Origin of the sequence: Paraglaciecola chathamensis S18K6 (assembly GCA_000314955.1) — a bacterium.
GTDB lineage: Bacteria > Pseudomonadota > Gammaproteobacteria > Enterobacterales > Alteromonadaceae > Paraglaciecola > Paraglaciecola chathamensis.
The window spans coordinates 69,747-83,679 of sequence record BAEM01000032.1 but is presented as its reverse complement, the minus strand read 5'-3'; the positions used below and the strand labels follow the sequence as shown (position 1 = coordinate 83,679).

The following is a 13,933-nucleotide window of genomic DNA, read 5'->3' as shown; positions in this document are numbered from 1 at the left end:
AAAAACATGAAAAATTTAAAATTATCCCTAATAGCGCTTGCGGTAATGGGTCTGTCAGCATGTGACGGAGACGACGGTACAAACGGCACCGATGGCAGCAACGGCGTAAATAGCTTAATTGTGCAAACAGCGTTAGCCGCAGGCGATGCAAATTGCCCGAACAGCGGTGTACAAATTGATTCTGGTATCGATGCAGACAGCAGCGGCACATTGGAGTCTAGCGAAATTGATTCAACTGAGTACGTTTGTTCTCCTGGCGTCACAACGGTAGACAGCAGCGAATTACTTACTAACGTCAATAATGAATGGTTTGTGGAAGGGCAAGAAGAAGTCACCGCCGCTCGCCAAACATGGTTAGAAGCAACAAACACCACCTCTGCAAAAATCACTGCGGATACCGCGCCCTCGGTAGCGGCGAAAAGTATCGCTAGTTTACGTGGCAGCGCCAAAAACGTTATTTTATTTGTTGGCGATGGCATGGGCATCTCAACTGTGACTGCAGCACGTATTCTAGAAGGTCAAATGAAAGGTGAGCTAGGGGAAGAAAACCAACTTAGCTTTGATAAAATGGATTTTTCTGGTTTGGCAAAAACCTATAACGTGGATGCACAAACCCCTGATTCAGCCGGCACCATGACCGCCATGATGAGTGGTGTTAAAACCGATGTGGGTGTTATTGGCGTTGATGAAGACATCGAACGAGGCGACTGTTCAACCGTAGCCGGCAACGAACTTGTGACCGCATTAGAGCTTGCAGAAATTGCCGGTAAATCTACAGGTATTATTTCAACGGCCAGAATCACCCATGCTACACCAGCTGCAACCTACGCTAAATCAGCGGATCGTAACTGGGAAGACGTTTCAGATATGCCAGAAGCTGCGGTAACGGCGGGCTGCGTTGATATTGCAGACCAACTGGTTAATTTTGAAAGCATGCTTGAAGCACGTATTAGCGCAGTGGACGTAGATGGAATCGAAGTCGCCTTTGGTGGTGGACGTCGTCACTTCTTGCCAAAAGATGCCAGCTTTAATAGCTCTGATGCAGTAAGCGCAGTAGAGGGTGACCGTACAGATGGACGCGACCTCACGGCAGAATGGCAGGCAAACTACAGCAACGGCGTTTATATTACTGACCAATCAGGCTTTGATGGCCTAAACACCGAAACCACTGAACGTGTGTTTGGCTTATTCAACGAGTCTCACATGCAGTATGAAGCGGACCGTGAAAATGATGTAGCAGGCGAACCTTCCGTCAGTGAGATGACTGAAAAAGCCATCAAAATATTGGACAACAATGACGAAGGCTTTTTCTTGATGGTTGAGTCAGGTCGTATTGACCATGGCCACCATGCCGGAAGTGCTTACAATGCATTGACCGACACCATTGAGTTTGCACAAGCCGTGCAAAGCGCCATTGATAACACCGATCCAGAAGACACCCTAATTATCGTCACAGCGGATCACGGTCATGTATTTACCATCGCTGGCTACCCTAAACGTGGTAATCCTATTTTAGGTAAAGTTGTGAACGTTGGTGCTGATGAGCCTGCAATGGCAGCAGATGATATGCCTTATACAACGTTGGGCTACACAAACGGTCTGGGCTTTCGCAACTTAGGTGACGAAACGGATGCCGACGCAACCTACTCTCTTGAGGTTGCGGCGGGTCGCCAAGACTTAACGGATGTTGATACCACGAGTACTGGTTACCACCAAGAAGCACTAGTACCGCTTTCGTCAGAAACCCACTCAGGTGAAGACGTAGGCATATACGCAAGTGGACCTGCTGCCTTGTTGGTCAATGGTACCAATGAGCAAAGCGTGCTGTATCACATCATGGACTTTGCTGCTGATTTAACAACGCAAGCAAATGCTGCTCAGTCACAAGAGTAGAAACACGATGAGGTTAGGTCGCGTAAAGCGCCCTAACCTTTTTTATTTACACACTAAAAAATTCTTTGTTGTTGGCGGCATAAAAGCGCTTGAATTAAAAAAATTGTATTTGCAGTACCCCGCTCTACCGTACTGATAAAAATAATCCATAAAGCAGCACACTCAGCCAAACAGCAGCACCACATGTAGTTAAGTTCGCAGCCTATCATTTACTATACCAAAGGCCTTGCACTTAACCTGCAGGAGTAAAATATGAAAAAGACGCTTATTAATATTCGTACATTGCTAACAACGGGTTTAGCGCTCTCAGCAGTCACAGCGATCTCAATCGTCACGCCGCCCACATTTGCGGCGCCCCAAGCGAATGCCCAATGTGCAACAACGCCTTCAAAACTCAGTGCATCCTATATCCTTGAGTCAAGCAATGGTGTTCAGAGCCGTAATAGCGAATTAGTTTTATACCGAAACGGAAAAACCGTAGCGCACCACTACCCACAAACTCAGATCACTGAAAGTTGGTACCTGTCTCCTAATCAACAAGTCAAACCCACGCGATTCTTCGACAGTGCTAAGCGCGCAATCGAATATCAACCCGGGGAAAAGGTTCATGGAAAAACCGAAACAGACTGGGATTACCGTAACAACCTGATCTCACAAGCACTGCTTTCACAACTTGATTTAGTAAAAGAAACAGGCACGGGTTGCGAGCTAACACATCACTACAGTAAAACCATTGGCCATACTAAAATTAGCGTGCAGTGGGCAGTAGAGCAATCATTGTTGCTTGAATACAGTTGGCAACAAGACAACAAAAAAGAAATGTGGACCTTGACTCAGGTTAATCACGACGCCAAAGAAGTTGATCGTTTTTTTGAGCAACGTTCACAATACCAGACCACAGATTTTGCCGATATTGGTGACGATCACAGCGATCCTTTTCTCACAAAAATGGTCACTTTAGGCTTTATTGAAAAAGGGGCCTCTGGCTTTTACGATGATAAAGGCAATGCACTGGCTGGCGGTCATCACCACTAATTTTTTATTGATTGATTCAGATAAAAAAACGGTTGCCTATTGGCAACCGTTTTTTCTCATTCAGGCCAGTGCGACCAGGGCGTTAAAATACGATTGATTTCCCGCGACCATGAGATTCAGAGCCAGCATCTAACTTACCGTCATTGGCAATAATAGTGTGCAAATCACCGAAACGATTGTTATCCATCGTGTAGCCCATTTCTTCTAGTGCTGTCACTGTTTCTGGCGTTAACCCATCGTGATATCGAATAACGTCTTTTGGTAGCAACTGATGATGAAAACGTGGCGCATCGACTGTTTCTTGGGCGCTCATACCAAACTCAAGTGCATTTAAAATTGAGGTGTACACTGAACTAATAATAGTCGTGCCACCAGGCGAGCCAGTCACCACACTGACCTTATTGTCTTTTAATACAATAGTGGGCGTCATCGAAGACAACATGCGCTTCTTGGGGTGGATCTCGTTTGCTTGACCACCCACCGCGCCAAATACGTTTGCTACCCCTGGTTTCGCGCTAAAGTCATCCATTTCATCGTTAAGCAAAAAACCAGCACCCTCAACTACCACACCACTACCAAATCCAAGATTAATCGTGGTGGTATTTGATACTGCGTTACCCCATTTATCAACAATTGAAAAATGGGTAGTTTCTTCACTTTCTTTTAAGCCCGGCTTAATTACCTCTGTGACTGAAATTTCACCCATATTGATATCAGCGCTACGCTTAGCGATATATTCAGGGTCGATAAGCTCTGCCACCGGCACTTTCACGAAATCAGGATCACCTAAGTACTCTGCCCTATCAGCGAAAACGCGCTTACCTACCTCAGATAATAAATGCACATAAGGTGTAGAGTTGTGCTCAAGCTTGGTTTTATCTTTTGTTAACTGATCGTACATGGTTAACCACTGAATAATCGCAATTCCACCTGAACTCGGTGGCGGCGAAGTAAGCACATCGTAGTCTCGCCATTTAGCGCTAATGGGCTGACGAGATTTAGCTTCATACTCAGCCAAATCTTGCTCATTGATTAGCCCTTTGTGTTTAGCCATAAAATCAGCAATGGTTTTTGCCGTTTTGCCTTTATAGAAACCATCACGACCTTGGTCCCTAATAAGCGCCAATGTCGCGCCTAACTCCGGTTGTTTAAATACTTCGCCAGCCTTAGCTGATGCAAAGTAATCATCGAAGTTTACATCAAAGCCTTTATCTTTTAGGCGCTTGCTGTAACGACTTATAAATCCGGCTAGTTTTTGCGGCATCACAAAGCCATCAACAGCTAGCTTTACCGCTGGCTCAACGAGGTCTTTCCAAGGTAATGTGCCGTATTTTTCATGCGCCAACCACATACCTGCTACTGTGCCAGGTACGCCTGATGATAAAATACCGATAACGGATTGATAAGGTACTACGTTGCCATCTTCGTCAAGATACATGTCGCGATGGGCAGCAAGAGGTGCTTGCTCTCTGTAGTCGATGAAATCCCCTTTTTGGTCTTTATAAACCAGCATGAAACCACCGCCACCTATATTTCCTGCTTCTGGCAAGGTCACAGCTAATACAAACTGGGCAGCAATCGCCGCATCAATTGCATTACCACCATCTAGCATAATTTGCTGCGCTACATCTGCGCTAAATGCATCAGGCATAGCAACCGCCGATTGACCTATGCTCACTTCGTTTTGAGTTGCCAGAGATGTTTTGTGCGCTACTTGCTCGGGCGCACTGCACGCACTGAGCATAAAAAATGACAGTACAACTATGAGTGAATACTTCATCAGACTTCCTTTTATGTTAAACATATAACCAGTGACTGCATCATTTAGCCTGCCTAGCTAAATGATGCCATCGCGAAGACGCGTTTACAGCATGATCAGACTGGCAATAAAGTACCCGATAAACGCCAGTGCGCCACCAAATAGGGCATACGGCATTTGAGTTCGAACGTGGGTCAGTAAGTCACAACCTGATGCTATTGATGACACGGCAGTGGTATCAGAAATGGGTGAACAGTGATCGCCAAACACCCCGCCACCGAGTATCGCCGCCAATACAAGGGAAGGCGGTAAACCTAGGGTTTGGATAAGAGGCACGCCAATAGGAATTAGAATAGCAAACGTGCCCCAGGAGGTGCCGGTAGTGAACGACATAATCCCCCCGGCTAAAAACAGCACAGGAACAATCAAGGAAAGTGGCAAATAATCGCCAACTAAGTTCGCCACAAAAATTCCCGTACCTAATTCTTTTAAGCTGCCCCCTAAGGTCAAAGAAAACAATACGATGGTGACCAGCGGCAGAATTTCCCCCATGCCTTTAAAGCCTTCATCTACCAATTCTTTGTGGCTGTATTTTTTGGCACTTATCAATAAAAAGTACGCCACCATACAGGCCAACACGGTTGCATATAGCACGGATTTACTGCCGCTGCCCGCTGCGATATCACCGTTGCCTGTCCAAAACATAAAGCCAACCATGCCAAATATCATGGTGCAAAGCGGAACCAACATAAAACGCGCTTTGCTAGCAGGAATAGGTAAACTAACATCATTGTTTTGCTGCATTTCACGCTCTGCTTCACGCATAGGCCCGTGAACTTTGTCTGTGACTATGGTGTAGGTCACAATAAGCAGCGCAATGATCGCATAGAAGTTAAAAGGAATAGTGCCCCACAATATTGAAACGGCAGATTCTTCCAATTCATAGTTACTCAGCAGCCCTAAAACAAAAGCTCCCCAACCATTGAGTAGAATTAAAATACAGATTGGCGCACTGGTACTGTCAATTACATAAGCTAAGCGTGCGCGGCTCATTTTAAACTTATCGTACAAACCTCGAGACAAAATACCCGACGCCAATACGCTTAAATTTGATTCGATAAAAACCACAATGCCAGTAAACATGGTAAGCAAACCCACTTGGCGCTTACTTTTCGCAACCCCCTTGTTGATGAGCATTTCAACCGTGGCTGTGACCCCGCCTGAATTACGAATGTATGCTAATAAAGCACCAATTAGCATACTGAAGATCAATATGCGTGCGTTCCCGGCGGAGCTGGCGATTTCAATGACGCGCTCAATAGAGCCGATGATACCGTTGAACAAAAACTCACTACCGCGGCGATACGCTAACAGCGCTTCAGCTGAAAAGATGGCGAGAATAAGCGCCAAAATAACTTCTTTGCGCCAAAATACCACTACGATAGCAATGATCGGCGGAAGAATAGAATACCATTCCATATAGAACCTTATTTATGCGCCACAGCGCTATTATTATTGATTGTTGAACTTGGCGTGTCGCTCTAAAATAAATATTCTATAAAAGAGCGTAAATTCAGGAATAAATTATCACGCATATGAGGTGCTCGCCAGCAACATTACACTATTTTTTTCACGGTTTTAAATACTTATTGTATGGCGAGAGCAGTGGTGTACTTGATTTGCTCCATGGCGAAACTAGAGGTGACATCTGATAATTGGATCCCGCCGACCAATTTTTTATAAAAAATATCAAAGGCTTTCATATCGGCAACGACTACTTTTAGCATGTAATCATATTCGCCACTCATACGATAAAACTCAACAATTTGCTCAATGCCAGCTGCATGTTCAGCAAACTGACTTAACCAATTAATATCGTGCTGGCCCGCTTTAATCTGTACAAAAACCGTCATACCAAGGTTGAGCTTTTCAGCATCTAATAAGGCGACGCGCTTTTTGATCACCCCTTGTTTCTCTAAATTTTGGATCCGTCGCCAGCACGGTGTGGTACTTAGCCCAATACGCTCAGCAATATCGTTCACTGACAGTGTTGCATCGTCCTGTAAAAGTCTAAGTATTTCTTTATCTAACCTATCCATAAAATAATTTTCTATGATTACCTATAAATTAGGAAATAATTTACAAAACTATTGCATTAAGCACAATACTTAGAAATTTATTCTATCTGTAGCATGGCATAGTAGTTACCTGATTTAAGATAATTAAAAGGTATGGAAATTATGTCTACTGAAGCCGTTTCAATTGCAGTGAACAACGACACAAATAAAAACACTGACCTACAAAGTGCAATGCACTTAGCAAACGTTTCTCCCCAAGGACGTATCTTTGATGACATAACACAAACCATCGGCAATACACCCTTGGTACGCTTGAGCCGCTTATCGGCTAAGCATCAAACCAAAGCCCAAATATTAGCCAAAGTAGAATATTTCAACCCTGCTGGCTCTATTAAAGACCGCCCTGCTCTGGCGATGATTAACGCGTTGATGTTATCCGAGACGTTTAATGAAAAAACCCAAATTATTGAGGCAACGTCAGGTAATAACGGGGTTGCCTGTGCGTGGATATGCGCCATGAAAGGTATTCCTTTGACCATAGTGATACCTGAGCACATGTCGATTGAGCGCCAAAAATTGATTAAACATTATGGCGCGAACGTCATCACCACAGCAAAAGAGCTAGGGACGAAAGGAGCTATCGATAAAGCAAAAGCATTGGTTGCTAGTACAGAAGGCGCGGTGATGCTTGACCAGTTCGCTAATCAAGCCAATCCAGATATGCACTTCAATAGTACTGCCCAGGAAATTTGGCGCGACACAAACGGCAAAGTAGATGTTCTGGTCGCTGGTGTTGGTACAGGTGGCACCATTACCGGTATTGCTAAGGCGCTCAAAATTCGCAACCCAAATATTAAAGTGATCGCCGTTGAGCCTGCTTCTTGCCCAGTATTAAGTGAAGGACGTGCAGGAGTGCATAAAATACAAGGGCTTAGCTCAGGTCACGTGCCAGATGTGCTGGATGTTGAATTACTAGATGAAGTCATTGCGATCAGCAATGAAGACGCTATTAGCTACGCTCGAGAACTCGCCCGAATGGAAAGCCTACCTGTCGGTATTTCATCAGGGGCAGCCGCATACGCAGCAATTCAAGTCGCTCAGCGTGCTGAGTTCGCGGGTAAAAATGTCGTAACGATACTCGCCGATACAGCAGAGCGCTATTTCAGTACCGATTTATTTACCCAAGAAGACTAATCTCGACCCAAGATGACGAATGCGTTTGCGCCTTTGTGACGAGAAAGCGATAACGGGTGCTAATGTGGCACCTGTTTCTCATTCAACCAACTATTTGGAAGAATGCCCATGATAGGCGTGATTAAACGGCTCCTGCTTTGCCGCATTTAAATCTTGTTTTTTAGCAAAAACGATATCTTCGCTGTGGCGTAATTTGCGCCACGGCCTATCGCTCACAAACAACATAGCTAAAACCCCAGCCGCAATAGCACCGGCGATTTTAAATAACAAAATTGCCACCATAAACGCAGGTGTGCTTGCAGTTTGTTCAGGAATGTTTGCCAGTGGCAAAAAAACGGTGATGGTTAAAGCAATAACAGCGACAGCAAATAGAAGTGATATAAGTGTTTTATTATTAGACATTATTAGATCCTCTTAAAATTCCTTTTAGGGTAACCAGTCCTTGACGCACTTTCATATGCAAGACCACTACAATATAGCCATCATTGATAGCCCTATCAAACCCATTTTGAGGGAATATTGATCTTAAAAAGAGGCGAAGCTTGATTACGGTAAATAAAACTCGCCAGTTAGATTTTTCTCGATAAACATTAATTAAACTCAAAGTAGAGAATGGCAAGGCTGAGAGACGCCACCAACAACAAAACCAGACCATTAAGCCCGAAGTGATCATTTTTTCTGCGGGTCCGCTTTCGTTTCATGACTAATACCGACACACTTAGCGCGACACAACAGCATAATAACCCGACTAAATAGGTACTCAACGACGCTGACCACTGCTGACGCCCCGTTACGCCCCAAAAATCTTGCACGCCACTAATAAATTCTGGCCGAGCGTAATGAAAGACGATAAGAGCGGCGATAAAAATCGCCCAACCGAAAATATTTACGCCGACCATAGTGCGATATAGCGTATCGTTCTCAATAGGCGTTTTACGTCGATTTTTGCCCTGCCAATCTGCTTTATTCCTTTCCATTCGCTTCTTGCTTCCGATTTTTCTTGAGTCTAAGCGTTACCTGAGTAAGATTACACACCTTGTGAGATTAGCCAAGAAAGGAACACAATATTCTTGCTATTATTTGTGTATTTTTTGTACACAAAAATGTATTTAGGACACCCAATTAACCCATTTAAAGTAATTTACGGCGTTAGCGTGGCACTTCCCCTAAAAATAATGACATAATTTGGCTCAGCCCAAAATTTAAAATAAATACCCAAAGTGGTTTGGAGAGAAAACATGGCGCAAGCCCCAGTGGCAGATATTTTTGCCGGTAAATATTCAGTAGGTCAGCAAGTTACGGTAAAAGGTTGGGTAAGAACCCGTCGTGACTCAAAAGCTGGTTTATCTTTCATTGCCTTACACGATGGTAGTTGCTTTGATCCCATTCAGGTCATAGCCCTGAATACTCTGAATAATTATACCGACATTCAACGGTTGACCACGAGTTGTTCGATCATCGCCACAGGTGTACTGAAGGAATCTCAGGGTCAAGGCCAGTCTCTTGAAATTGAAGCCAGTGAAGTTGAAGTTGTGGGTTGGGTAGAAAACCCAGACACCTATCCTATGGCCCCCAAGCGCCACAGTTTAGAATACTTACGTGAGCACGCGCATCTGCGCCCGCGTACCAATGTTATTGGTGCGGTAACTCGTGTACGCAACTGCTTATCTCAGGCGATTCATCGCTTTTTCCATGAAAACGGATATTGCTGGGTGAGTACGCCGATATTGACCGCTAGCGACACCGAAGGTGCTGGTGAAATGTTCCGTGTATCCACACTGGATATGATGAATGTTCCCACGACTGAGCAAGGCCAAGTAGATTTCAGCCAAGACTTTTTCGGAAAAGAAACCTTTTTAACGGTTTCTGGTCAGTTGAATGGTGAAACCTATGCCACAGCAATGTCAAAAATTTACACCTTTGGCCCTACGTTTCGTGCGGAAAACTCAAATACGAGTCGCCATTTAGCGGAATTCTGGATGATAGAGCCAGAAGTGGCATTCGCTGATTTAAGTGATATCGCCCAGTTATCGGAAGATTTGCTTAAATACGTGTTCAAAGCAGTATTGGCTGAACGCGCTGACGACATGGCGTTTTTTGCTCAGCGAATTAACAAAGAAGCAATTTCTCGTTTAGAAAAAGTTATCGAGCAAGACTTTGTGCGCATGGATTACACTGACGCTATCGAAATTTTGCAAAACTGCGGCAAGAAATTCGAATTCCCAGTGTCTTGGGGTGTTGACCTATCTTCAGAGCACGAACGTTATTTGGCAGAAGAGCATGTAGGTGCCCCTATCATCATGCAAAACTACCCGAAAGACATCAAAGCGTTTTACATGCGTATTAATGATGACAATAAAACCGTTGCCGCTATGGACGTACTCGCCCCGGGCATAGGTGAAATTATTGGTGGTTCGCAACGCGAAGAACGTTTAGATGTATTTGACCGTCGTTTGGCTGAAATGGGCTTAAACCAAGAAGATTACAGCTGGTATCGTGACCTTCGCCGTTATGGCACCGTTCCACACTCTGGCTTCGGACTTGGTTTCGAACGATTGGTCGCTTATGTGACTGGCATGCAAAACGTACGAGACGTTATTGCGTTCCCACGTACACCAGGAAATGCAAACTACTAACATTTCCCCCTTCTTTCAAAGCCACCTACGCAGGTGGCTTTTTTATACCTATCAGTAATAAACACAGTTTAATTATAGCTATATGTTTGAATTAACGCACTTTATTACATTTTTTCGCTTCAAAAAAACCTATCCATTCTATTAATTCAATGAATGTTGTGTATAATCCAACATTACCTCAAATGATGGACTATTTAGGCTACTCTAAGCCTAATCAGAGCGTAAAGTGAAAATACTATGAATTTAAATAGAATAGATCTTAATCTTTTTGCCGTGTTTGATGCGATTTATACTGCGGGCAGCCTAACCAAAGCAGCCGACGTTTTATGCATAACACAACCGGCTGTCAGTAACTCACTCGCACGCTTACGAGAAATGCTAAACGACCCGCTATTTGTGCGCACGGGGCACAGTATGACCCCAACTCCTGCGGCACAAAATATTATTGGGCCAGCCAGAGAAGCGCTAGGGCTACTACGTAAAAGTGTACAAGAAAGTCATACGTTCGATCCGGCTACGGCTGAAATTAGCTATAACTTTGCAGCCAGAGACCTACTCGAGGCCAGTATCATGCCAAGGTTAACGGCTAGGTTACAGAGTATTGCGCCCAATATTACCCTGACGAACTACGATATATCACGTAGCAATATTGTTTCCTCTATGGCCAGTGGTAGTTTAGATTTTTATGCCGATGCCTCATCAGCGTTTGTTGACCCACACCTGTGTAAGCAAAAGATTGCAGAAGATAGATTTGTCGTTATTGCGCGGCGAAACCATCCTGCTCTTAGCCAGGGACTCAATCTAGATACGTTCTTGCAACTGGGACATATTAATATATCTCAGCGCCGCACGGGCGCAGGCCCAATCGATGTTGCGTTAGACAGATTGAATTTAAAACGCCGAGTAGTAATGCGCGGCCAGCATTTCTTAACGGTACCTGCTGTGATCGTTAAAACAGACTTGATTGCCTGTATTCCCTATCATTTGGCTAAACACTATGAGTGCTCAATTTATGAGTTGCCATTTGAACTAGCACCTGTGGAGTATTTTTTGTATTGGCATGTCAGCGCCGATCACGACCACGCCCATATGTGGTTAAGAGAACAAATTGAAGAGGTGGTAACCACTTTTCATCCTAGTGTGTCAATCGCATAACGGCTATTGAGTATCACCCAAGCATTTTATGCTTGGGTGTTTATTTTCTCGATTATTTCTTATTCATGCAGTCAATTCAGGCCCTGCGCTTAAATTTCTTCCCCACCATATTGATTCGCTAAATCGTCTAATTCTGAGCATGTATAATCAAATCCTTTGCCATCAAACTGGTATTTTACACTGACCGTATCAGAGCCTTTGGCTAATTTTGCCTTTACCGAAACCTGACCGGAAGACGACGTCCAGTGAGTTAACTCGTTGAGGAATCGGTTCGCCTCCTGACCGCTGCTAAATTGAAACTGAATTTCATTAATCAACACTGTGCTCTCTCGTTAGGTAAGGTTTTTTCGACGTTACCGCGTTTATAAAATTTGAGGTAATCCCTTGGTTGACGCATGGTAACCAACCCGCCGCGGGCTGTCTATTATACCAATCTGCATTAATAAGTGCCTCTCAAGGAATGGTATTATGAGTGAGTACCCCATAGCGCATTCTTTTTTGCTCTCATAAAAAAGGCCGCTTAAAAAGCGGCCGTAGAAATAATTAGAGCAGGTATTTACCTAGCGTAAATCCATCTCTTGAATAATCTCGTGAGCAATATCAGCAGTCGTACATTCAGGTTTTTTGTGTAAATCGCCTTTCAGTTGGCCTTTACGATGCTTAAGGGCTGAATCTAATTTTTTAGCTGCTTTAGAAATAGCTGGATACATAACAGAATTTTCAGCTGATGCAGAAATTCGAGAGCCTTCATATTGGGTGCTTATCTCAACCATAAACTCGCCATGTTCTTTGGAAATAATGATATCGAGGGAAATTAGAGTTGGAAAATGACTGGCTAATTTTGAGAATTTTTCGTTAACGTGTTCTTTTACGGTATCGCTTAAATCTACATGGTGACCTGAAAGATTTATTTTCATAGGTTTTCCTTTTGAATTAACGTTACTTCTTTACTGTACTTTTTCAATGTACATTTTCTTGTTGCTATAAACAGAGTTTGGGGCTGCGTATTAAAAAACAAGTATCTTGAGGCGAGATCCACATTTACTTGTTTATTTAATGACGATTCGCTCAAGTAAAGAGCAAAACGCACAATAAACACTCATCCCTCTATACATTTCCTCCCGTTGACCTTTATCGCATAGATCGTCATACAAACGCTAATAACGTCTTATTCATTGAAAACAATTAATAAGACCCCAGTGTTATTAAGCCATGAGCAAAGATATGCTCAAAGTTATAAAACCAATAACGTCATCATAGGCGTTTTTTTTAGATGAGGAATACTAGACTTTAGGAGAAGAACAGATGAGCAAAACGTTGATCATAGGAGCAAGTGGGCAAATCGGTAAAATGACCACCCAGAAGTTAATTGCAAAAGAGCAAGAAGTTGTTGCTCTGGTCAGAGATAAAGAAAAGTTAAGCGATATCACCAGTGACAAGTTAGACATTATCGAAGGTGACTTAGAACAAGACTTTAGCCACGCCTTTAAGGGTTGCGACAAAGTCATTTTTGCCGCAGGTTCTGGTGGTAGCACAGGTACCGACAAGACCGTGTTGATAGATTTATGGGGCGCTTGTAAAGCTGCAGACTATGCCAAAAAAGCCGATGTGTCTCAGTTTGTTATGATCAGTTCAATTGGTGCGGATGATCCCGCTCAAGGCTCAGATGATATGAAACCCTACTTAGTCGCCAAACATATGGCCGATGAGCATCTTATAAACAGTGGCCTAAATTACACAATTTTGCGACCAGGTGGATTGCAAGATGAAGAAGCCAAAGGTGGCTTTCAAACCGCTAAACCAGAAAGTCGAGAAAAAATGGTTATCACCAGAGAAGACGTTGCTGATGCACTGGTATTCAGTGCAGGAAACACGGATCTGAATAACAAAATATTCGAATTATTTAATGGTGAGCTACCGCTAGAACAAGCACTCGCCTAAGTTTCATTGTCAGAAACGAGCCCTCTGAGCATAGAGGGCTATTTAGCCACTATGGCCTGAAGTATTCCAACCAAAAAGATCCTCCCTTTCCTCTCGTACACGGCAAAATACGTACATTGTACTTCTAAAGTATGAGTTTTTTTGTGCAAAGGAAGCATGGTGCTTCGCTATGCTTGCCACCTATTCTAGTACCCGAACTAGCACATTGGCTTCATCCCTTAAGGGTAAATCCTTTGAACCAA

Annotated in this window: 13 protein-coding genes; 6 read left to right on the top strand and 7 right to left on the bottom strand. The window is 43.7% G+C overall.

Annotation, left to right across the window (positions count from 1 at the left end; translation table 11 throughout):
• Window positions 1–6: 6 nt before the first annotated feature.
• Window positions 7–1,893 (top strand): alkaline phosphatase, encoded by a 1,887-nt coding sequence (locus GCHA_RS10045; RefSeq protein ID WP_007987769.1) that lies wholly within the window; start codon window positions 7–9, stop codon window positions 1,891–1,893.
• Window positions 1,894–2,145: 252 nt separating this feature from the next.
• Entirely contained in the window at window positions 2,146–2,928 is a 783-nt protein-coding gene (locus GCHA_RS10040; protein ID WP_007987766.1) for a hypothetical protein, read from the top strand.
• Between the two features lie 82 nt (window positions 2,929–3,010).
• Here GCHA_RS10040 and ggt read toward each other — a convergent pair whose 3' ends face one another.
• From ggt to GCHA_RS10025, 3 genes are all read right to left on the bottom strand, one after another.
• Entirely contained in the window at window positions 3,011–4,708 is a 1,698-nt protein-coding gene (gene ggt / locus GCHA_RS10035) for a gamma-glutamyltransferase (RefSeq protein WP_007987762.1), read from the bottom strand.
• 84 nt (window positions 4,709–4,792) lie between these two features.
• Window positions 4,793–6,166, bottom strand: coding sequence for a Na+/H+ antiporter NhaC family protein (locus tag GCHA_RS10030; protein WP_007987760.1), 1,374 nt, complete (start codon window positions 6,164–6,166; stop codon window positions 4,793–4,795).
• Window positions 6,167–6,333: 167 nt separating this feature from the next.
• Entirely contained in the window at window positions 6,334–6,786 is a 453-nt protein-coding gene (locus GCHA_RS10025) for an Lrp/AsnC family transcriptional regulator (RefSeq protein WP_007987758.1), read from the bottom strand.
• Window positions 6,787–6,927: 141 nt separating this feature from the next.
• On the opposite strand from GCHA_RS10025, the gene cysK reads away from it, so the two are divergent.
• Window positions 6,928–7,959: a cysteine synthase A gene (gene cysK, locus GCHA_RS10020; RefSeq protein ID WP_007987755.1), complete on the top strand. Its 1,032-nt coding sequence runs from the start codon at window positions 6,928–6,930 to the stop codon at window positions 7,957–7,959.
• Between the two features lie 90 nt (window positions 7,960–8,049).
• On the opposite strand, the gene GCHA_RS10015 is transcribed toward cysK, so the two are convergent.
• Window positions 8,050–8,361, bottom strand: a complete 312-nt coding sequence (locus GCHA_RS10015; RefSeq protein WP_007987753.1) for a hypothetical protein — start codon at window positions 8,359–8,361, stop codon at window positions 8,050–8,052.
• A 188-nt stretch (window positions 8,362–8,549) separates the two neighbouring features.
• On the bottom strand, window positions 8,550–8,936 hold the full coding sequence (locus GCHA_RS10010; protein WP_007987751.1) for a hypothetical protein: 387 nt from the start codon (window positions 8,934–8,936) through the stop codon (window positions 8,550–8,552).
• A 261-nt stretch (window positions 8,937–9,197) separates the two neighbouring features.
• On the opposite strand from GCHA_RS10010, the gene asnS reads away from it, so the two are divergent.
• Entirely contained in the window at window positions 9,198–10,595 is a 1,398-nt protein-coding gene (gene asnS / locus GCHA_RS10005; protein WP_007987747.1) for an asparagine--tRNA ligase, read from the top strand.
• A gap of 237 nt (window positions 10,596–10,832) precedes the next feature.
• Window positions 10,833–11,750 carry a LysR family transcriptional regulator gene (locus GCHA_RS10000; protein WP_007987746.1) on the top strand — a complete coding sequence of 306 codons (918 nt, stop codon included), beginning with the start codon at window positions 10,833–10,835 and terminating at the stop codon, window positions 11,748–11,750.
• Window positions 11,751–11,839: 89 nt separating this feature from the next.
• Here the strand turns inward: GCHA_RS10000 and GCHA_RS09995 are convergent, their stop codons facing one another.
• Together GCHA_RS09995 and hpf are read right to left on the bottom strand one after the other, a co-directional pair.
• A complete protein-coding gene (locus GCHA_RS09995) occupies window positions 11,840–12,070 on the bottom strand; it encodes a hypothetical protein (protein ID WP_007987745.1) in 231 nt (76 codons plus the stop codon).
• A gap of 240 nt (window positions 12,071–12,310) precedes the next feature.
• Window positions 12,311–12,667, bottom strand: coding sequence for a ribosome hibernation-promoting factor, HPF/YfiA family (gene hpf, locus GCHA_RS09990; RefSeq protein ID WP_007987744.1), 357 nt, complete (start codon window positions 12,665–12,667; stop codon window positions 12,311–12,313).
• A gap of 388 nt (window positions 12,668–13,055) precedes the next feature.
• On the opposite strand from hpf, the gene GCHA_RS09985 reads away from it, so the two are divergent.
• Window positions 13,056–13,691 carry an SDR family oxidoreductase gene (locus tag GCHA_RS09985; protein ID WP_007987742.1) on the top strand — a complete coding sequence of 212 codons (636 nt, stop codon included), beginning with the start codon at window positions 13,056–13,058 and terminating at the stop codon, window positions 13,689–13,691.
• Window positions 13,692–13,933: the final 242 nt, after the last annotated feature.

Excerpts from the sequence above, each read along its gene's own strand:
- GCHA_RS10030 (WP_007987760.1), bottom strand. The coding sequence starts at position 6,166 with ATGGAATGGTATTCTATTCTTCCGCCGATCATTGCTATCGTAGTGGTA.
- GCHA_RS10045 (WP_007987769.1), top strand. The coding sequence starts at position 7 with ATGAAAAATTTAAAATTATCCCTAATAGCGCTTGCGGTAATGGGTCTG.
- asnS (WP_007987747.1), top strand. The coding sequence starts at position 9,198 with ATGGCGCAAGCCCCAGTGGCAGATATTTTTGCCGGTAAATATTCAGTA.
- cysK (WP_007987755.1), top strand. The coding sequence starts at position 6,928 with ATGTCTACTGAAGCCGTTTCAATTGCAGTGAACAACGACACAAATAAA.
- GCHA_RS10025 (WP_007987758.1), bottom strand. The coding sequence starts at position 6,786 with ATGGATAGGTTAGATAAAGAAATACTTAGACTTTTACAGGACGATGCA.
- GCHA_RS10040 (WP_007987766.1), top strand. The coding sequence starts at position 2,146 with ATGAAAAAGACGCTTATTAATATTCGTACATTGCTAACAACGGGTTTA.
- GCHA_RS10000 (WP_007987746.1), top strand. The coding sequence starts at position 10,833 with ATGAATTTAAATAGAATAGATCTTAATCTTTTTGCCGTGTTTGATGCG.
- ggt (WP_007987762.1), bottom strand. The coding sequence starts at position 4,708 with ATGAAGTATTCACTCATAGTTGTACTGTCATTTTTTATGCTCAGTGCG.
- GCHA_RS10015 (WP_007987753.1), bottom strand. The coding sequence starts at position 8,361 with ATGTCTAATAATAAAACACTTATATCACTTCTATTTGCTGTCGCTGTT.
- hpf (WP_007987744.1), bottom strand. The coding sequence starts at position 12,667 with ATGAAAATAAATCTTTCAGGTCACCATGTAGATTTAAGCGATACCGTA.
- GCHA_RS10010 (WP_007987751.1), bottom strand. The coding sequence starts at position 8,936 with ATGGAAAGGAATAAAGCAGATTGGCAGGGCAAAAATCGACGTAAAACG.
- GCHA_RS09985 (WP_007987742.1), top strand. The coding sequence starts at position 13,056 with ATGAGCAAAACGTTGATCATAGGAGCAAGTGGGCAAATCGGTAAAATG.